Source organism: Stenotrophomonas sp. PI_27 (genome assembly GCF_027854495.1).
GTDB lineage: Bacteria > Pseudomonadota > Gammaproteobacteria > Xanthomonadales > Xanthomonadaceae > Stenotrophomonas > Stenotrophomonas pavanii.
On the sequence record NZ_JAJNOF010000006.1, the window covers coordinates 1 to 12,372 of the forward strand.

A 12,372-nucleotide genomic window follows, 5' to 3' on the forward strand; every position below is an offset into this window, starting at 1 on the left:
TCTGGTAGTATCTGCGCCCCGATGTTGCCTGGGTAGGGCATCGGGGCGTATCAAATGGGAAAGCAGGCACAGGACGTGCCTTGTGTTCCCCGGACCAGGAAGGGTCAATGCCATTCAGGCGGCGTCAACAGGCGACTGTTGACAGCTGCCTTGCGTGCCATTATGCTTCTACGTCTGGGCAGGCCGGGAAACTGGTCTGCCTACGTTTTTGAGGTCCATGGAGTGACCTTGTCGGCCTGCAGGACTGCGGGCCGTCCGTATTCAGGAATTTCATGGGGCAAAGCAACCCAGAGGCTTTGTCTGTCGCTCTTTTAACGAAGGAACCTACCGCCATGGCGGACCAAAAGATCCGGATCCGGCTGAAAGCGTTCGATCATCGTCTGATCGACCGTTCGGCCAGCGAGATCGTTGAAACGGCAAAGCGGACCGGCGCGCAAGTGCGTGGCCCGATCCCGCTGCCGACCAAGATCGAGCGTTACACCGTTCTCGTCTCCCCGCACGTCGACAAGGACGCGCGTGACCAGTACGAGACCCGCACGCACAAGCGCGTGCTCGATATCGTTGACCCGAATGACAAGACCGTGGACGCGCTGATGAAGCTCGAACTGGCTGCCGGCGTCGACGTTCAGATCAAGCTGACCTGAGGACTACGACCATGACGAAGAAGTATTCGTTGGGCTTCGTGGGCCGCAAGGCCGGCATGAGCCGCGTGTTCACCGAAGATGGCCGTTCCATCCCGGTGACCCTGATCGAAGCAACCCCGAACCGCATCGCGCAGATCAAGACCGTCGAAACCGACGGCTACAGCGCCGTGCAGGTGACCGTCGGCGCGCGTCGCGCTGCCCTGGTCAACAAGCCGGAAGCCGGCCACTTCGCCAAGGCGAAGGTGGAAGCGGGTCGTGGCCTGTGGGAATTCCGCGTTGAAGACGCGCAGCTCGGCGATTTCGCCGTTGGCGGCGAAGTCAAGGCGGACATCTTCGAAGTCGGCCAGATCGTCGACGTCCAGGGTGTCACCAAGGGTAAGGGCTTCCAGGGCACCATCAAGCGCCACAACTTCCGTATGGGCGATGCAACCCACGGTAACTCGCTGTCGCATCGCGCGCCGGGTTCGCTGGGTCAGCGCCAGACCCCGGGTCGCGTTTTCCCGGGCAAGAAGATGTCGGGCCACATGGGCGCGGTGCAGCAGAGCACCCAGAACCTGGAAGTGGTCAAGGTCGACGTCGAGCGCGGTCTGATCGCCGTTCGCGGCGCCGTTCCGGGCGCGGCGGGTGGCGATGTGATCGTCCGTCCGGCGAGCAAGGCATAAGGAGAGATGACGATGGAACTCGTTATCACGGGTAGCAACAACAAGGTCTCGGTCTCCGACGCCGTGTTCGGTCGCGATTTCAGCGAAGATCTGGTCCACCAGGTCGTCGTTGCCTACCGCAACGCCGGTCGCGCCGGCACCAAGGCACAGAAGACTCGCTCCGAAGTGGCTGGTACCACCAAGAAGTCGAAGAAGCAGAAGGGCGGCGGCGCGCGTCATGGCGCACTGACGGCTCCGATCTTCGTCGGCGGCGGTGTCACCTTCGCGGCCAAGCCGCGCAGCTTCGAGCAGAAGGTCAATCGTAAGCAGTACCGTGCCGCCATGTGCGCGATCCTGTCCGAGCTGAACCGTCAGGGCCGCCTGACCATCGTGGAGTCCTTCGACGTCGAAGCGACCAACACGAAGGGTCTGGTCGCCAAGCTGGCCGGCCTGGAAGTGGGCAAGCGCCCGCTGATCGTCACCGAAGAAGCGTCCGAGCACCTGTACCTGTCCGCCCGCAATCTGCCGTACGTGCAGGTGCGTGACGTCCAGGGCCTGGATCCGGTCTCGCTGGTGGGTGCCGACACGGTCGTCATCACCGCTGACGCGGTCAAGAAGGTCGAGGAGTGGCTGGCATGAACAGCAACGAAAAAATCTTCAGCGTGCTGCGTGCCCCGCGTGTCTCCGAAAAGACCGCGCGCCTGCAGGAACTCTCCAACCAGTATGTCTTCGAAGTTTCGAACGAAGCCACCAAGGCCGATGTAAAGGCCGCGGTTGAGCAGCTGTTCGACGTCAAGGTCGAAGCCGTCAACGTGGTCAACGTCAAGGGCAAGAACAAGTCCTTCCGTAACCGTGCTGGCCGCCGCGGCGATTGGCGCAAGGCGTACGTTCGCCTGGCCGACGGCCAGTCGATCGATGTAACGGCCAAGGCCTGAGGTACATCCCATGCCATTGATGAAATTCAAGCCCACTTCCCCCGGCCGCCGTTCGGCCGTGCGCGTGGTTACGCCCGACCTGCACAAGGGTGCTCCGCACGCCGCACTGGTCGAGTCGCAGAGCCGCTCGGGTGGCCGCAACCACCACGGCCGCATCACCGTGCGTCACGTCGGTGGTGGTGCCAAGCAGCACTACCGCATCATCGACTTCAAGCGCAACAAGCTGGGCATCCCGGCGCGCGTGGAACGCATCGAATACGATCCGAACCGCACCGCCCACATCGCCCTGCTGTGCTACGTCGATGGTGAGCGTCGCTACATCATCGCCCCGAAGGGCCTGAAGGCCGGTGATCAGGTGATCGCTGGTTCGGATGCCCCGATCAAGGCCGGCAACACCCTGCCGCTGCGCAACATCCCGGTCGGCACCACCATCCACTGCATCGAGCTGAAGCCGGGCAAGGGCGCTCAGATCGCTCGCGCCGCCGGTGCGGCCGTGCAGCTGGTGGCTCGCGAAGGCATCTACGCCACCCTGCGCCTGCGCTCGGGTGAAATGCGCAAGGTTCCGGTCGAGTGCTGCGCCACCATCGGCGAAGTCGGCAACGACGAGCACAGCCTGGAAAAGCTGGGCAAGGCCGGTGCCAAGCGTTGGCGCGGCGTCCGCCCGACCGTTCGTGGTGCTGCCATGAACCCGGTTGACCACCCGCACGGTGGTGGTGAGGCCAAGGCCGGCCAGGGTAACCCGCATCCGGTCACCCCGTGGGGTGTTCCGACCAAGGGTTACAAGACGCGCCATAACAAGCGCACTCAGCAGTTCATCGTCCGCGATCGTAGGGGCTAATCGACCATGGCACGTTCACTCAAGAAGGGCCCGTTCGTCGATCACCACCTCGTCAAGAAGGTGGAGGCCGCTGCGGGCAGCAAGAAGCCGATCAAGACCTGGTCGCGCCGTTCGATGATCCTGCCTGACATGGTAGGCATCACCATTGCCGTGCATAACGGCAAGAACCACATCCCGGTTCTCGTCAACGAGAACATGGTCGGCCACAAGCTCGGCGAATTTGCCATCACCCGGACCTTCAAGGGTCACGGTGGTGACAAGAAGTCGGGCAAGTAAGGAGAGATGACAATGGAAGCGAAAGCCATCCTGCGCACTGCGCGCATCTCCCCGCAGAAGGCTCGTCTGGTCGCTGACCAGGTGCGCGGTCTGCCGGCCGAACGTGCGGTCAACCTGCTGAAGTTCTCGGACAAGAAGGCTGCCCACCTGATCAAGAAGGTGGTGGAGTCGGCAATTGCCAACGCCGAGAACAACCAGGGCGCCGACGTCGACGAGCTGAAGGTTCAGACCATCATGGTTGATGAAGGTCCGACCCTGAAGCGTTTCATGGCGCGGGCGAAAGGCCGCGGTACCCGCATCCTCAAGCGCACCAGCCACATCACTGTGGTTGTGGGCGCCGCCAAGTAAGCGGATAAGGAAAAGACCATGGGTCATAAAGTTCATCCGATTGGTATCCGCCTCGGCATTTCCAAGGACTGGAACTCCAAGTGGTACGCCAACAAGGCCGAGTTCGCCGGTTACCTGGCAGCCGACCTGAAAGTGCGCGAAATGCTGCGCAAGAAGCTGGCCCAGGCCGGCATCAGCAAGATCCTGATCGAGCGTCCGGCCAAGACCGCTCGCGTGACGATCCACACCGCCCGTCCGGGCGTGGTGATCGGCAAGCGCGGTGAGGACATCGAGAAGCTGCGCAAGGAAGTGAGCGAGATGATGGGCGTCCCGGCGCACATCAACGTCACCGAAGTGCGCAAGCCGGAACTGGACGCGCAGCTCGTTGCCGAGTCGATCGCCCAGCAGCTGGAGCGTCGCATCATGTTCCGCCGTGCAATGAAGCGCTCGGTCGGCAACGCGATGCGCCTGGGTGCCCTGGGCATCAAGGTCAACGTTGGTGGCCGCCTCAACGGTGCTGAAATCGCCCGTTCGGAGTGGTACCGCGAAGGCCGCGTGCCGCTGCACACCCTGCGTGCCGACATCGACTATGGCTTCGCTGAAGCCAAGACGACCTACGGCATCATCGGCATCAAGGTCTGGATCTACAAGGGCGAGGTCTTCGATTTCTCCCAGGTTGGCCAGGAAAAGCAGGACGACACCCCGTCGCGCAACGATCGTCACGATCGCGGCGACCGTGGTGACCGTCAGCGCCCGGCCCGTGAAGCGAGGTAACGACAATGTTGCAACCCAAGCGAACCAAGTACCGCAAGGTACACAAGGGCCGTAACGATGGCCTGAGCTGGAGCGCCAACGCTGTCAGCTTCGGCGAATACGGCCTGAAGGCAACCGCACACGGTCAGCTGACCGCGCGTCAGATCGAAGCGGCCCGCCGCTCGATCAGCCGCTACGTCAAGCGCGGCGGCAAGATGTGGATCCGCGTGTTCCCCGACAAGCCCATCACCAAGAAGCCCATCGAAGTTCGAATGGGTTCGGGTAAGGGTAACGTGGAATACTGGGTGGCCCAGATCCAGCCCGGCCGCATGATCTATGAAATCGAGGGTGTTTCCGAGGAAGTGGCTCGCGAGGCGTTCCGCCTGGCCGCCGCCAAGCTCTCGGTCACCACCACTTTCGTGACCCGTACGGTGCGCTGATGGATATCAAAACTCTCCGTGAAAAGTCGGCTGACGAACTCAAGGCCCACCTGATCGACCTGCGTAAGGAACAGTTCTCTGTCCGTATGCAGCAGGTCACCGGCCAGCTGCCGAAGACCCACGACATTCGCCGGGTCCGTCGCGAGATTGCTCGCGTCAAGACCCTGCTCGGCAGCACGAAGTAAGGATGGCCGCTATGAGCGACAATACTGAAAAGAAGACGCTGCGCACGGTCGAAGGCCGTGTCGTCAGCAACAAGATGGACAAGACGGTTACCGTCCTGGTTGAGCGTCAGGTCAAGCACGCGCTGTACGGCAAGTACATCAAGCGCTCGACCAAGCTGCACGCCCACGATGCCGACAACGCCTGCAAGGAAGGCGATGTCGTCCGCGTGACCGAGATTGCTCCGATGTCCAAGACCAAGAACTGGCGCGTGGTGGAAGTCATCACGCGTGCGGCTGAATAAGGAGTCTGAATCATGATCCAGATGCAGAGCTACCTTGACGTCGCGGACAATTCGGGTGCCAAGCAGGTGATGTGCTTCAAGGTGCTGGGTGGTTCCAAGCGCCGTTACGCCGGCATCGGCGACATCATCAAGGTCACCGTGAAGGATGCGATTCCGCGCGGCAAGGTCAAGAAGGGTGAAGTGTATGACGCCGTCGTGGTGCGTACCCGCAAGGGTGTGCGTCGCGCCGACGGTTCGCTGATCCGCTTCGACGGCAACGCTGCCGTCCTGCTGAACAACAAGCAGGAGCCGATCGGTACCCGTATCTTCGGGCCGGTGACCCGTGAACTTCGTTCGGAGAAGTTCATGAAGATCGTCTCGCTCGCTCCCGAAGTGCTGTGAGCGACAGGAGATAATCATGGCTAACCGTATCAAGAAGGGCGACCAGGTTGTCGTCAACGCTGGCAAGGACAAGGGCAAGCAGGGCGAAGTCGTCCGCGTCGACGGCGACCGTGTGGTCGTCGCCAACGTGAACATCGTCAAGCGCCACACCAAGCCGAACCCGCAGGCAGGTGTTGCCGGCGGCGTGGTCGAGCGCGAAGCTTCGATCCATATCTCCAACGTGAACGTGCTGAACCCGGCTTCGGGCAAGGGCGAACGCGTTGGCTTCAAGGTGCTGGAGGATGGACGCAAACTGCGTGTGTTCCGCTCCAGCGGTGAGGCGCTCGACGCCTGAGGAATGTGAAGATGACTTCCCGTCTCGAAAAGATCTACAAGGAAGAAGTGGTGCCGGCGCTGATGAAGCAGTTCGGCTACACCAATCCGATGGAAGTACCGAAGCTCGTCAAGGTCACCCTGAACATGGGTGTCGGCGAGGCTGCCACCAACAAGAAGATCCTGGAAAACGCCGTCGCGGACATGACCAAGATTTCCGGCCAGAAGCCGGTTGTCACCAAGTCGCGTATCTCGGTTGCGTCGTTCAAGATCCGTGATGGTTGGCCGATCGGCTGCAAGACCACGCTGCGTCGGCACAAGATGTACGAGTTCCTGGACCGCCTGATCAACATCTCGCTGCCGCGCGTGCGCGACTTCCGTGGTGTTTCCGGTCGTTCCTTCGACGGCCGCGGCAACTTCAACATGGGTGTGAAGGAACAGATCATCTTCCCGGAAATCGACTTCGACGCCGTCGACGCGATCCGCGGTATGGATATCGCCATCACCACCACTGCGAAGACCGACGCGGAAGCGAAGGCGCTGCTGGCAGCGTTCAAGTTCCCGTTCCGTAACTGATCTGTCGAGGAAACCGAAATGGCAAAGACCTCCATGGTCAACCGCGACATCAAGCGGGAAAAGCTGGCCAAGAAGTACGCTGAGAAGCGTGCGGCTCTGAAGAAGATCGTGTCCTCCGTGGACGCGACCTACGAAGAGAAGATCGACGCCGCAACCAAGCTGGCCAAGCTGCCGCGCGATTCGTCGCCGAGCCGTCAGCGCAACCGTTGCGAGCTGTCGGGTCGTCCGCGTGGCGTGTACAGCAAGTTCGGCCTCGGCCGCAACAAGCTGCGCGAAGCCACCATGCGTGGCGACGTCCCGGGCCTGCGCAAGGCCAGCTGGTAATCCCAGCCGGCCCTGCGATCAGCACCTCCTTGCGGGGGTGCTGAACCGGGGGAGGGGGCTGTTCAGCTTCCTTTCTGCGAAAAAACCCAAAGAGCCCGACGCAAGTCGGGCTCTTTTGGCGTATACTCCCGCGTCTTGCCCTGTGCAGACGGGGTTGTAGGAGTGGGCCCTGGCCCGCTGCATCAAGGGACCTGGCCCGTTTCCAGGAGACAACAGATTTTCGCGAAAGCGGATATCGGTGCACTCAAAGGTACTCATATGAGCATGACTGATCCCATCGCCGACCTGCTGGTCCGCATCAAGAATGCGGCCGCAGTTGGCAAGCAGACGGTGAAAGCCCCGTCGTCCAAGATCAAGGTTGCGATCGCCCAGGTCCTGAAGGACGAGGGTTACATCACCGACCTGCGCGTGACCCAGCTGGAAAACAACAAGTCCGAGCTGGAAATCGTGCTGAAGTATTTCGAAGGCAAGCCGGTCATCGCGACCCTGAAGCGCTTCTCGCGTTCGGGCCTGCGCCAGTACCGCGGCAAGAGCGAGCTGCCGAAGGTCATGAACGGCCTGGGTATCTCCATCATTTCCACCTCCAAGGGCATCATGACTGATGCGCAGGCGCGCCAGCTGGGCGTCGGCGGCGAAGTCCTGTGCTTCGTGGCCTAAGGCGAAAGGAGTAGAACTATGTCCCGCGTAGCCAAGAAGCCGATCACCCTGGGTAAGGTTGAACTGAACGTCCAGTCGGACAGCGTCACCGCCAAGGGCCCGAAGGGCACCCTGTCGCTGGCCAAGCCGGCCGGCATTGCCATCAACGTCGACAATGGCGTTGCCACCCTGAGCACCGAGAACGCCGATCTGGTCGCACTGACCGGCACCGTGCGTGCGATCCTGTCCAACATGGTCAAGGGCGTGTCCGAAGGCTTCGAGCGCAAGCTGGAGCTGGTTGGCGTGGGTTACCGCGCTGCCATGCAGGGCAAGGACCTGAGCCTGTCGCTGGGCTTCTCGCACCCGGTCGTGTTCGTGGCGCCGGAAGGCATCACCATCACCACCCCGACCCAGACCGAGATCCTGGTCCAGGGCGCTGACAAGCAGGTCGTCGGTGAAGTCGCCGCCAAGATCCGTGCGTTCCGCAAGCCGGAGCCGTACAAGGGCAAGGGCGTGAAGTACTCCGACGAAGTCATCATCCGTAAGGAAGCCAAGAAGGCGTAAGCGCGAGTCCCTCGCAAGAGCCCGCACATCCATGTGCGGACTCCTCAGGGAAAAGCCCATCCTTCAGCTTTCAAGGAACAATCAAAATGAACAAGAACATCGCCCGCCTGCGTCGCGCCAAGTCGACCCGCGCCCACATCCGTGAGCTCGGCGTCGCCCGCCTGTCGGTGCTGCGCACCGGCCAGCACCTGTACGCCCAGGTCTTCACCGCTGACGGTTCGAAGGTGCTGGCTGCCGCCAACACCACCCAGACCGACGTCAAGGAAGGCCTGAAGAACGGCAAGAACGCCGATGCCGCTGCCAAGGTTGGCCGCATCGTCGCCGAGCGCGCCAAGGCCGCCGGCGTCGAGAAGGTTGCCTTCGATCGTTCGGGCTACCGCTACCACGGCCGCATCAAGGCCCTGGCAGAAGCCGCCCGCGAAGCCGGCCTGCAGTTCTAAGGGACAAGGGCAGGGGGCCGATGGCCTCCTGCCTGCCTGCTCGCCAGCCTGAGCGAGGCTGGACGGCGCCGCTCTTCTGCAGTGGCCCACCGGAACAACGCGTCACTCCACAACCATAAGCGGCCTCGAGCCGTACATACCCAAACAACCAAGGAATCAACATGGCAGAAGAGCGTCAGCAGCGGGGTCGCGATCGCGACCGTAACCGCGAAGAGAAGATCGACGACGGCATGATCGAAAAGCTGGTCGCGGTCAACCGCGTCAGCAAGACCGTCAAGGGTGGCCGCCAGTTCACCTTCACCGCCCTGACCGTTGTCGGCGACGGCGAAGGCAAGGTCGGTTTCGGTTATGGCAAGGCCCGCGAAGTGCCGGTCGCCATCCAGAAGTCGATGGAACAGGCCCGCAAGAACCTGGTCAGCGTTGACCTGAACAACGGCACCCTGTGGCACACCATCAAGGATGGTCACGGCGCAGCCCGTGTGTTCATGCAGCCGGCTTCGGAAGGTACCGGCGTGATCGCCGGCGGTGCCATGCGCGCCGTGCTGGAAGCCGTTGGCGTGAAGAACGTGCTGGCCAAGGCCACCGGTTCGCGCAACCCGATCAACCTGGTGCGTGCCACCGTGAAGGGCCTGTCTGCTGCGCAGTCGCCGGCTCGCATCGCGGCCAAGCGCGGCAAGAAGGTGGAGGAACTCAACCATGGCTAATGAGTCCAACAAGACTGTGAAGGTCCGCCTGGTGCGTGGCCTGCGTGGTACCCAGTCGCGTCACCGCCTGTCGGTGCGTGCCCTGGGCCTGAACAAGCTCAACGATGTGCGTGAACTGAAGGACAGCCCGCAGGTACGCGGCCTGATCAACAAGGTTCAGTACCTCGTCCAGGTTGAGGAGTAATCGACCATGACTCTGCGTCTCAATGAACTGAGCCCGGCACCGGGCGCCCGCACCGAGCGCACCCGCGTCGGCCGCGGTATCGGCTCGGGCCTGGGCAAGACTGCCGGCCGCGGCCACAAGGGTTCGTTCGCCCGCAAGGGTGGCGGCAAGATCAAGGCTGGCTTCGAAGGCGGCCAGACCCCCATGCAGCGCCGTCTGCCGAAGATCGGCTTCCGTTCGCCGATCGCCAAGGACACCGCTGAAGTGCTGCTGTACGCGCTGGACAAGCTGCCGGCCGGTGAGATCGATTTCGCCGCCCTGCGTGCTGCCAAGCTGGTCCCGAGCACTGCAAAGAAGGCCAAGGTCGTCGTCAAGGGCGAAGTGACCAAGGCGTTCACCCTGAAGGGTATTGCTGCCACGGCCGGTGCCAAGGCTGCAATCGAAGCTGCCGGCGGCAGCGTAACGGAGTAAGAAAATCATGGCGCAAGCTGGCATCGGTAACCTCGCGGGCGGAATGGGCAAGTTCACTGAACTTCGCCAACGTTTGCTGTTCGTCGTCGGGGCTTTGATCGTCTATCGCATCGGCTGCTACGTGCCGGTGCCGGGCGTCAATCCCGATGCCATGCTTGCCATGATGCAACAGCAGGGCGGCGGCATCGTGGACATGTTCAACATGTTCTCGGGCGGCGCCCTGCACCGTTTCAGCATCTTCGCGCTGAACGTGATGCCGTACATCTCGGCATCGATCGTGATGCAGCTGGCCGTGCACATCTTCCCCGCGCTGAAGGCGATGCAGAAGGAAGGTGAGTCCGGCCGCCGCAAGATCACCCAGTATTCGCGCATCGGCGCCGTGCTGCTGGCAGTGGTGCAGGGCGGCTCGATCGCGCTGGCCCTGCAGGGCCAGGTCTCGCCGTCGGGCGCTCCGGTCGTGTATGCGCCGGGCATGGGCTTCGTGCTCACTGCCGTGGTCGCACTGACCGCCGGCACCATGTTCCTGATGTGGGTCGGTGAGCAGGTCACCGAGCGCGGCATCGGCAACGGCGTGTCGCTGATCATCTTCGCCGGTATCGTGGCCGGCCTGCCGGGTGCGGTCATCCACACCTTCGACGCCTACCGCGACGGCAACATCCAGTTCATCCAGCTGCTGCTGATCGCCATCGTCGTGCTTGCCTTCACCTTCTTCGTGGTGTTCGTCGAGCGCGGCCAGCGCCGGATCACGGTGAACTACGCGCGCCGCCAGGGTGGTCGCAACGCGTACATGAACCAGACCTCGTTCCTGCCGCTGAAGCTCAACATGGCCGGCGTCATCCCGGCGATTTTCGCCTCGAGCCTGCTGGCCTTCCCGGCCACCCTGGCCATGTGGTCCGGCCAGGCGGCCAACCAGAGCAGCTTCGGCCAAGTGCTGCAGAAGGTCGCCAACGCGCTCGGCCCGGGCGAGCCGCTGCACATGATCGTGTTCGCTGCGCTGATCACCGGCTTCGCGTTCTTCTATACCGCGCTGGTCTTCAACTCGCAGGAAACCGCCGACAACCTGAAGAAGTCGGGCGCGCTGATCCCGGGCATCCGTCCGGGCAAGGCCACCGCCGACTACATCGACGGCGTGCTGACCCGCCTGACCGCCGCCGGTTCGGCGTACCTGGTGATCGTCTGCCTGCTGCCGGAACTGATGCGCACGCAGCTGAACGCCTCGTTCTACTTCGGTGGTACTTCGCTGCTGATCGTGGTGGTGGTGGTGATGGACTTCATCGCCCAGGTGCAGGCGCACCTGATGTCCCACCAGTACGAGAGCCTGCTGAAGAAGGCCAACCTGAAGGGCGGCAACCGCGGCGGTTTTGCCCGCGGCTGATTGAGCTGTTATACTTTCGTCTTCCTGACGTGATGGTCCCTCCGCTTCGCGGACTTCGGCCACACAAACGAAGGGCGGCCCCCGCAGCGGTTCCGGGTGGGGGTGTGATGAGGTGGTCCCGCGCTGGAGTAGCGCGGGCGGCCCCGGGGGAGACCCCAGGTCCAACCCCATCCGGCGCCGGAGCCTGGGCACACTCCCCAGGCCGGGTTCATGAAACCAATGGTTTCACGGGCTTCCATGTAAACCGGAACCTTGTTAGTATCGCTAGTTCACTTTTTTGATCCATCCTGCCGGATTGGCGTGCCCGAGGCGCGCTGTCGGCCATCACTCAGCTGGAGAACCGCGTCATGGCGCGTATTGCAGGCGTCAACCTGCCAGCCCAGAAGCATGTCTGGGTCGGGTTGCAAAGCATTTACGGCATCGGCCGTACCCGTTCGAAGAAGGTCTGCGAAGTCGCAGGCGTTGCTTCGACCACCAAGATCCGCGATCTGTCGGAGCCGGAAATCGAGCGCCTGCGCGCCGAAGTCGGCAAGTACATCGTGGAAGGCGATCTGCGCCGTGAGATCGGCATCGCGATCAAGCGCCTGATGGACCTGGGCTGCTACCGCGGCCTGCGTCACCGTCGTGGTCTCCCGCTGCGTGGCCAGCGCACCCGTACCAACGCCCGCACCCGCAAGGGTCCGCGCAAGGCGATCAAGAAGTAAGGGACTGAGAAATGGCTAAGCCCGCTGCTAAGACCAAGAAGAAGATCAAGCGCGTCGTCACCGACGGCGTCGCCCACGTCCACGCTTCGTTCAACAACACCATCGTCACCATCACCGACCGCCAGGGCAACGCTCTGTCGTGGGCAACCTCCGGTGGCGCTGGCTTCCGCGGTTCGCGCAAGTCGACCCCGTTCGCTGCCCAGGTGGCGGCTGAAAAGGCCGGTCGTGCTGCGCTGGACTACGGCGTGAAGTCGCTGGAAGTCCGCATCAAGGGCCCGGGTCCGGGCCGTGAGTCGGCCGTGCGTTCGTTGAACAACGTCGGCTACAAGATCACCAACATCATCGACGTGACGCCCATCCCGCACAACGGGTGCCGTCCGCCGAAGAAGCGTCGCGTCTAAA

The 12,372-nt window shown here is 62.6% G+C and carries 24 protein-coding genes; all 24 read left to right on the top strand.

The window, feature by feature from the left end; genetic code table 11:
* Positions 1–332 precede the first annotated feature (332 nt).
* The 24 genes from rpsJ (at position 333) to rpsK (ending at position 12,371) form a co-directional block, all read left to right on the top strand.
* On the top strand, positions 333–644 hold the full coding sequence (gene rpsJ, locus LRM18_RS09265) for a 30S ribosomal protein S10 (protein WP_005408208.1): 312 nt from the start codon (positions 333–335) through the stop codon (positions 642–644).
* An 11-nt stretch (positions 645–655) separates the two neighbouring features.
* Positions 656–1,306 (top strand): 50S ribosomal protein L3, encoded by a 651-nt coding sequence (rplC, locus tag LRM18_RS09270; RefSeq protein WP_004145336.1) that lies wholly within the window; start codon positions 656–658, stop codon positions 1,304–1,306.
* Positions 1,307–1,318: 12 nt separating this feature from the next.
* Positions 1,319–1,924, top strand: a complete 606-nt coding sequence (gene rplD, locus LRM18_RS09275) for a 50S ribosomal protein L4 (protein ID WP_049470438.1) — start codon at positions 1,319–1,321, stop codon at positions 1,922–1,924.
* A complete protein-coding gene (rplW, locus tag LRM18_RS09280) occupies positions 1,921–2,220 on the top strand; it encodes a 50S ribosomal protein L23 (RefSeq protein ID WP_004145338.1) in 300 nt (99 codons plus the stop codon). The genes rplD and rplW overlap by 4 nt, the downstream gene beginning before the upstream one ends.
* Positions 2,221–2,230: 10 nt before the next feature.
* Positions 2,231–3,058, top strand: coding sequence for a 50S ribosomal protein L2 (rplB, locus tag LRM18_RS09285; RefSeq protein ID WP_004145339.1), 828 nt, complete (start codon positions 2,231–2,233; stop codon positions 3,056–3,058).
* Positions 3,059–3,064: 6 nt separating this feature from the next.
* A complete protein-coding gene (gene rpsS / locus LRM18_RS09290) occupies positions 3,065–3,334 on the top strand; it encodes a 30S ribosomal protein S19 (RefSeq protein WP_005415413.1) in 270 nt (89 codons plus the stop codon).
* 12 nt (positions 3,335–3,346) lie between these two features.
* Complete coding sequence (rplV, locus tag LRM18_RS09295; protein ID WP_004145348.1) at positions 3,347–3,682, top strand: 50S ribosomal protein L22; 336 nt, start codon at positions 3,347–3,349, stop codon at positions 3,680–3,682.
* Between the two features lie 18 nt (positions 3,683–3,700).
* Positions 3,701–4,435 (top strand): 30S ribosomal protein S3, encoded by a 735-nt coding sequence (gene rpsC / locus LRM18_RS09300; RefSeq protein ID WP_004145350.1) that lies wholly within the window; start codon positions 3,701–3,703, stop codon positions 4,433–4,435.
* Between the two features lie 5 nt (positions 4,436–4,440).
* Entirely contained in the window at positions 4,441–4,854 is a 414-nt protein-coding gene (gene rplP, locus LRM18_RS09305; RefSeq protein ID WP_004154486.1) for a 50S ribosomal protein L16, read from the top strand.
* Positions 4,854–5,039 (top strand): 50S ribosomal protein L29, encoded by a 186-nt coding sequence (rpmC, locus tag LRM18_RS09310; RefSeq protein ID WP_004154487.1) that lies wholly within the window; start codon positions 4,854–4,856, stop codon positions 5,037–5,039. Before rplP ends, rpmC begins: the two co-directional genes overlap by 1 nt.
* Positions 5,040–5,050: 11 nt before the next feature.
* Positions 5,051–5,320, top strand: coding sequence for a 30S ribosomal protein S17 (gene rpsQ, locus LRM18_RS09315; protein ID WP_004154489.1), 270 nt, complete (start codon positions 5,051–5,053; stop codon positions 5,318–5,320).
* A gap of 12 nt (positions 5,321–5,332) precedes the next feature.
* Complete coding sequence (gene rplN, locus LRM18_RS09320) at positions 5,333–5,701, top strand: 50S ribosomal protein L14 (RefSeq protein WP_010483978.1); 369 nt, start codon at positions 5,333–5,335, stop codon at positions 5,699–5,701.
* Between the two features lie 16 nt (positions 5,702–5,717).
* Positions 5,718–6,035 (top strand): 50S ribosomal protein L24, encoded by a 318-nt coding sequence (gene rplX, locus LRM18_RS09325; protein WP_004154490.1) that lies wholly within the window; start codon positions 5,718–5,720, stop codon positions 6,033–6,035.
* Positions 6,036–6,046: 11 nt separating this feature from the next.
* Positions 6,047–6,589, top strand: a complete 543-nt coding sequence (gene rplE, locus LRM18_RS09330; RefSeq protein WP_005415416.1) for a 50S ribosomal protein L5 — start codon at positions 6,047–6,049, stop codon at positions 6,587–6,589.
* 18 nt (positions 6,590–6,607) lie between these two features.
* Positions 6,608–6,913 carry a 30S ribosomal protein S14 gene (gene rpsN / locus LRM18_RS09335; protein WP_005408209.1) on the top strand — a complete coding sequence of 102 codons (306 nt, stop codon included), beginning with the start codon at positions 6,608–6,610 and terminating at the stop codon, positions 6,911–6,913.
* A gap of 258 nt (positions 6,914–7,171) precedes the next feature.
* Positions 7,172–7,570 (top strand): 30S ribosomal protein S8, encoded by a 399-nt coding sequence (rpsH, locus tag LRM18_RS09340; protein WP_005408210.1) that lies wholly within the window; start codon positions 7,172–7,174, stop codon positions 7,568–7,570.
* An 18-nt stretch (positions 7,571–7,588) separates the two neighbouring features.
* Positions 7,589–8,113, top strand: coding sequence for a 50S ribosomal protein L6 (rplF, locus tag LRM18_RS09345; RefSeq protein ID WP_053462252.1), 525 nt, complete (start codon positions 7,589–7,591; stop codon positions 8,111–8,113).
* An 80-nt stretch (positions 8,114–8,193) separates the two neighbouring features.
* Positions 8,194–8,553 (top strand): 50S ribosomal protein L18, encoded by a 360-nt coding sequence (gene rplR, locus LRM18_RS09350; protein WP_169411773.1) that lies wholly within the window; start codon positions 8,194–8,196, stop codon positions 8,551–8,553.
* Positions 8,554–8,714: 161 nt separating this feature from the next.
* Positions 8,715–9,257, top strand: a complete 543-nt coding sequence (gene rpsE, locus LRM18_RS09355; protein ID WP_005408213.1) for a 30S ribosomal protein S5 — start codon at positions 8,715–8,717, stop codon at positions 9,255–9,257.
* Positions 9,250–9,441 (top strand): 50S ribosomal protein L30, encoded by a 192-nt coding sequence (gene rpmD, locus LRM18_RS09360; protein WP_005408214.1) that lies wholly within the window; start codon positions 9,250–9,252, stop codon positions 9,439–9,441. The genes rpsE and rpmD overlap by 8 nt, the downstream gene beginning before the upstream one ends.
* Positions 9,442–9,447: 6 nt before the next feature.
* Positions 9,448–9,891, top strand: a complete 444-nt coding sequence (gene rplO / locus LRM18_RS09365; RefSeq protein WP_004154498.1) for a 50S ribosomal protein L15 — start codon at positions 9,448–9,450, stop codon at positions 9,889–9,891.
* A 7-nt stretch (positions 9,892–9,898) separates the two neighbouring features.
* On the top strand, positions 9,899–11,266 hold the full coding sequence (gene secY / locus LRM18_RS09370) for a preprotein translocase subunit SecY (protein ID WP_005415420.1): 1,368 nt from the start codon (positions 9,899–9,901) through the stop codon (positions 11,264–11,266).
* Positions 11,267–11,613: 347 nt separating this feature from the next.
* Positions 11,614–11,970, top strand: coding sequence for a 30S ribosomal protein S13 (rpsM, locus tag LRM18_RS09375; protein ID WP_004154500.1), 357 nt, complete (start codon positions 11,614–11,616; stop codon positions 11,968–11,970).
* 11 nt (positions 11,971–11,981) lie between these two features.
* The gene (rpsK, locus tag LRM18_RS09380; protein WP_004145443.1) at positions 11,982–12,371 is read left to right on the top strand and encodes a 30S ribosomal protein S11; all 390 of its coding nucleotides are present in this window, start codon (positions 11,982–11,984) and stop codon (positions 12,369–12,371) included.
* The last annotated feature ends 1 nt before the right edge of the window (position 12,372 follow it).

Bases quoted from the DNA above. Each gene is read 5' to 3' on its own strand.
- rpsK (WP_004145443.1), top strand. From the start codon at position 11,982: ATGGCTAAGCCCGCTGCTAAGACCAAGAAGAAGATCAAGCGCGTCGTC.
- rplE (WP_005415416.1), top strand. From the start codon at position 6,047: ATGACTTCCCGTCTCGAAAAGATCTACAAGGAAGAAGTGGTGCCGGCG.
- rplC (WP_004145336.1), top strand. From the start codon at position 656: ATGACGAAGAAGTATTCGTTGGGCTTCGTGGGCCGCAAGGCCGGCATG.
- secY (WP_005415420.1), top strand. From the start codon at position 9,899: ATGGCGCAAGCTGGCATCGGTAACCTCGCGGGCGGAATGGGCAAGTTC.
- rpsM (WP_004154500.1), top strand. From the start codon at position 11,614: ATGGCGCGTATTGCAGGCGTCAACCTGCCAGCCCAGAAGCATGTCTGG.
- rpmC (WP_004154487.1), top strand. From the start codon at position 4,854: ATGGATATCAAAACTCTCCGTGAAAAGTCGGCTGACGAACTCAAGGCC.
- rpsN (WP_005408209.1), top strand. From the start codon at position 6,608: ATGGCAAAGACCTCCATGGTCAACCGCGACATCAAGCGGGAAAAGCTG.
- rplD (WP_049470438.1), top strand. From the start codon at position 1,319: ATGGAACTCGTTATCACGGGTAGCAACAACAAGGTCTCGGTCTCCGAC.
- rplP (WP_004154486.1), top strand. From the start codon at position 4,441: ATGTTGCAACCCAAGCGAACCAAGTACCGCAAGGTACACAAGGGCCGT.
- rplX (WP_004154490.1), top strand. From the start codon at position 5,718: ATGGCTAACCGTATCAAGAAGGGCGACCAGGTTGTCGTCAACGCTGGC.
- rpsC (WP_004145350.1), top strand. From the start codon at position 3,701: ATGGGTCATAAAGTTCATCCGATTGGTATCCGCCTCGGCATTTCCAAG.
- rplN (WP_010483978.1), top strand. From the start codon at position 5,333: ATGATCCAGATGCAGAGCTACCTTGACGTCGCGGACAATTCGGGTGCC.
- rpsH (WP_005408210.1), top strand. From the start codon at position 7,172: ATGAGCATGACTGATCCCATCGCCGACCTGCTGGTCCGCATCAAGAAT.
- rpsQ (WP_004154489.1), top strand. From the start codon at position 5,051: ATGAGCGACAATACTGAAAAGAAGACGCTGCGCACGGTCGAAGGCCGT.
- rplV (WP_004145348.1), top strand. From the start codon at position 3,347: ATGGAAGCGAAAGCCATCCTGCGCACTGCGCGCATCTCCCCGCAGAAG.
- rplF (WP_053462252.1), top strand. From the start codon at position 7,589: ATGTCCCGCGTAGCCAAGAAGCCGATCACCCTGGGTAAGGTTGAACTG.
- rpmD (WP_005408214.1), top strand. From the start codon at position 9,250: ATGGCTAATGAGTCCAACAAGACTGTGAAGGTCCGCCTGGTGCGTGGC.
- rpsS (WP_005415413.1), top strand. From the start codon at position 3,065: ATGGCACGTTCACTCAAGAAGGGCCCGTTCGTCGATCACCACCTCGTC.
- rplO (WP_004154498.1), top strand. From the start codon at position 9,448: ATGACTCTGCGTCTCAATGAACTGAGCCCGGCACCGGGCGCCCGCACC.
- rplB (WP_004145339.1), top strand. From the start codon at position 2,231: ATGCCATTGATGAAATTCAAGCCCACTTCCCCCGGCCGCCGTTCGGCC.
- rpsJ (WP_005408208.1), top strand. From the start codon at position 333: ATGGCGGACCAAAAGATCCGGATCCGGCTGAAAGCGTTCGATCATCGT.
- rplW (WP_004145338.1), top strand. From the start codon at position 1,921: ATGAACAGCAACGAAAAAATCTTCAGCGTGCTGCGTGCCCCGCGTGTC.
- rpsE (WP_005408213.1), top strand. From the start codon at position 8,715: ATGGCAGAAGAGCGTCAGCAGCGGGGTCGCGATCGCGACCGTAACCGC.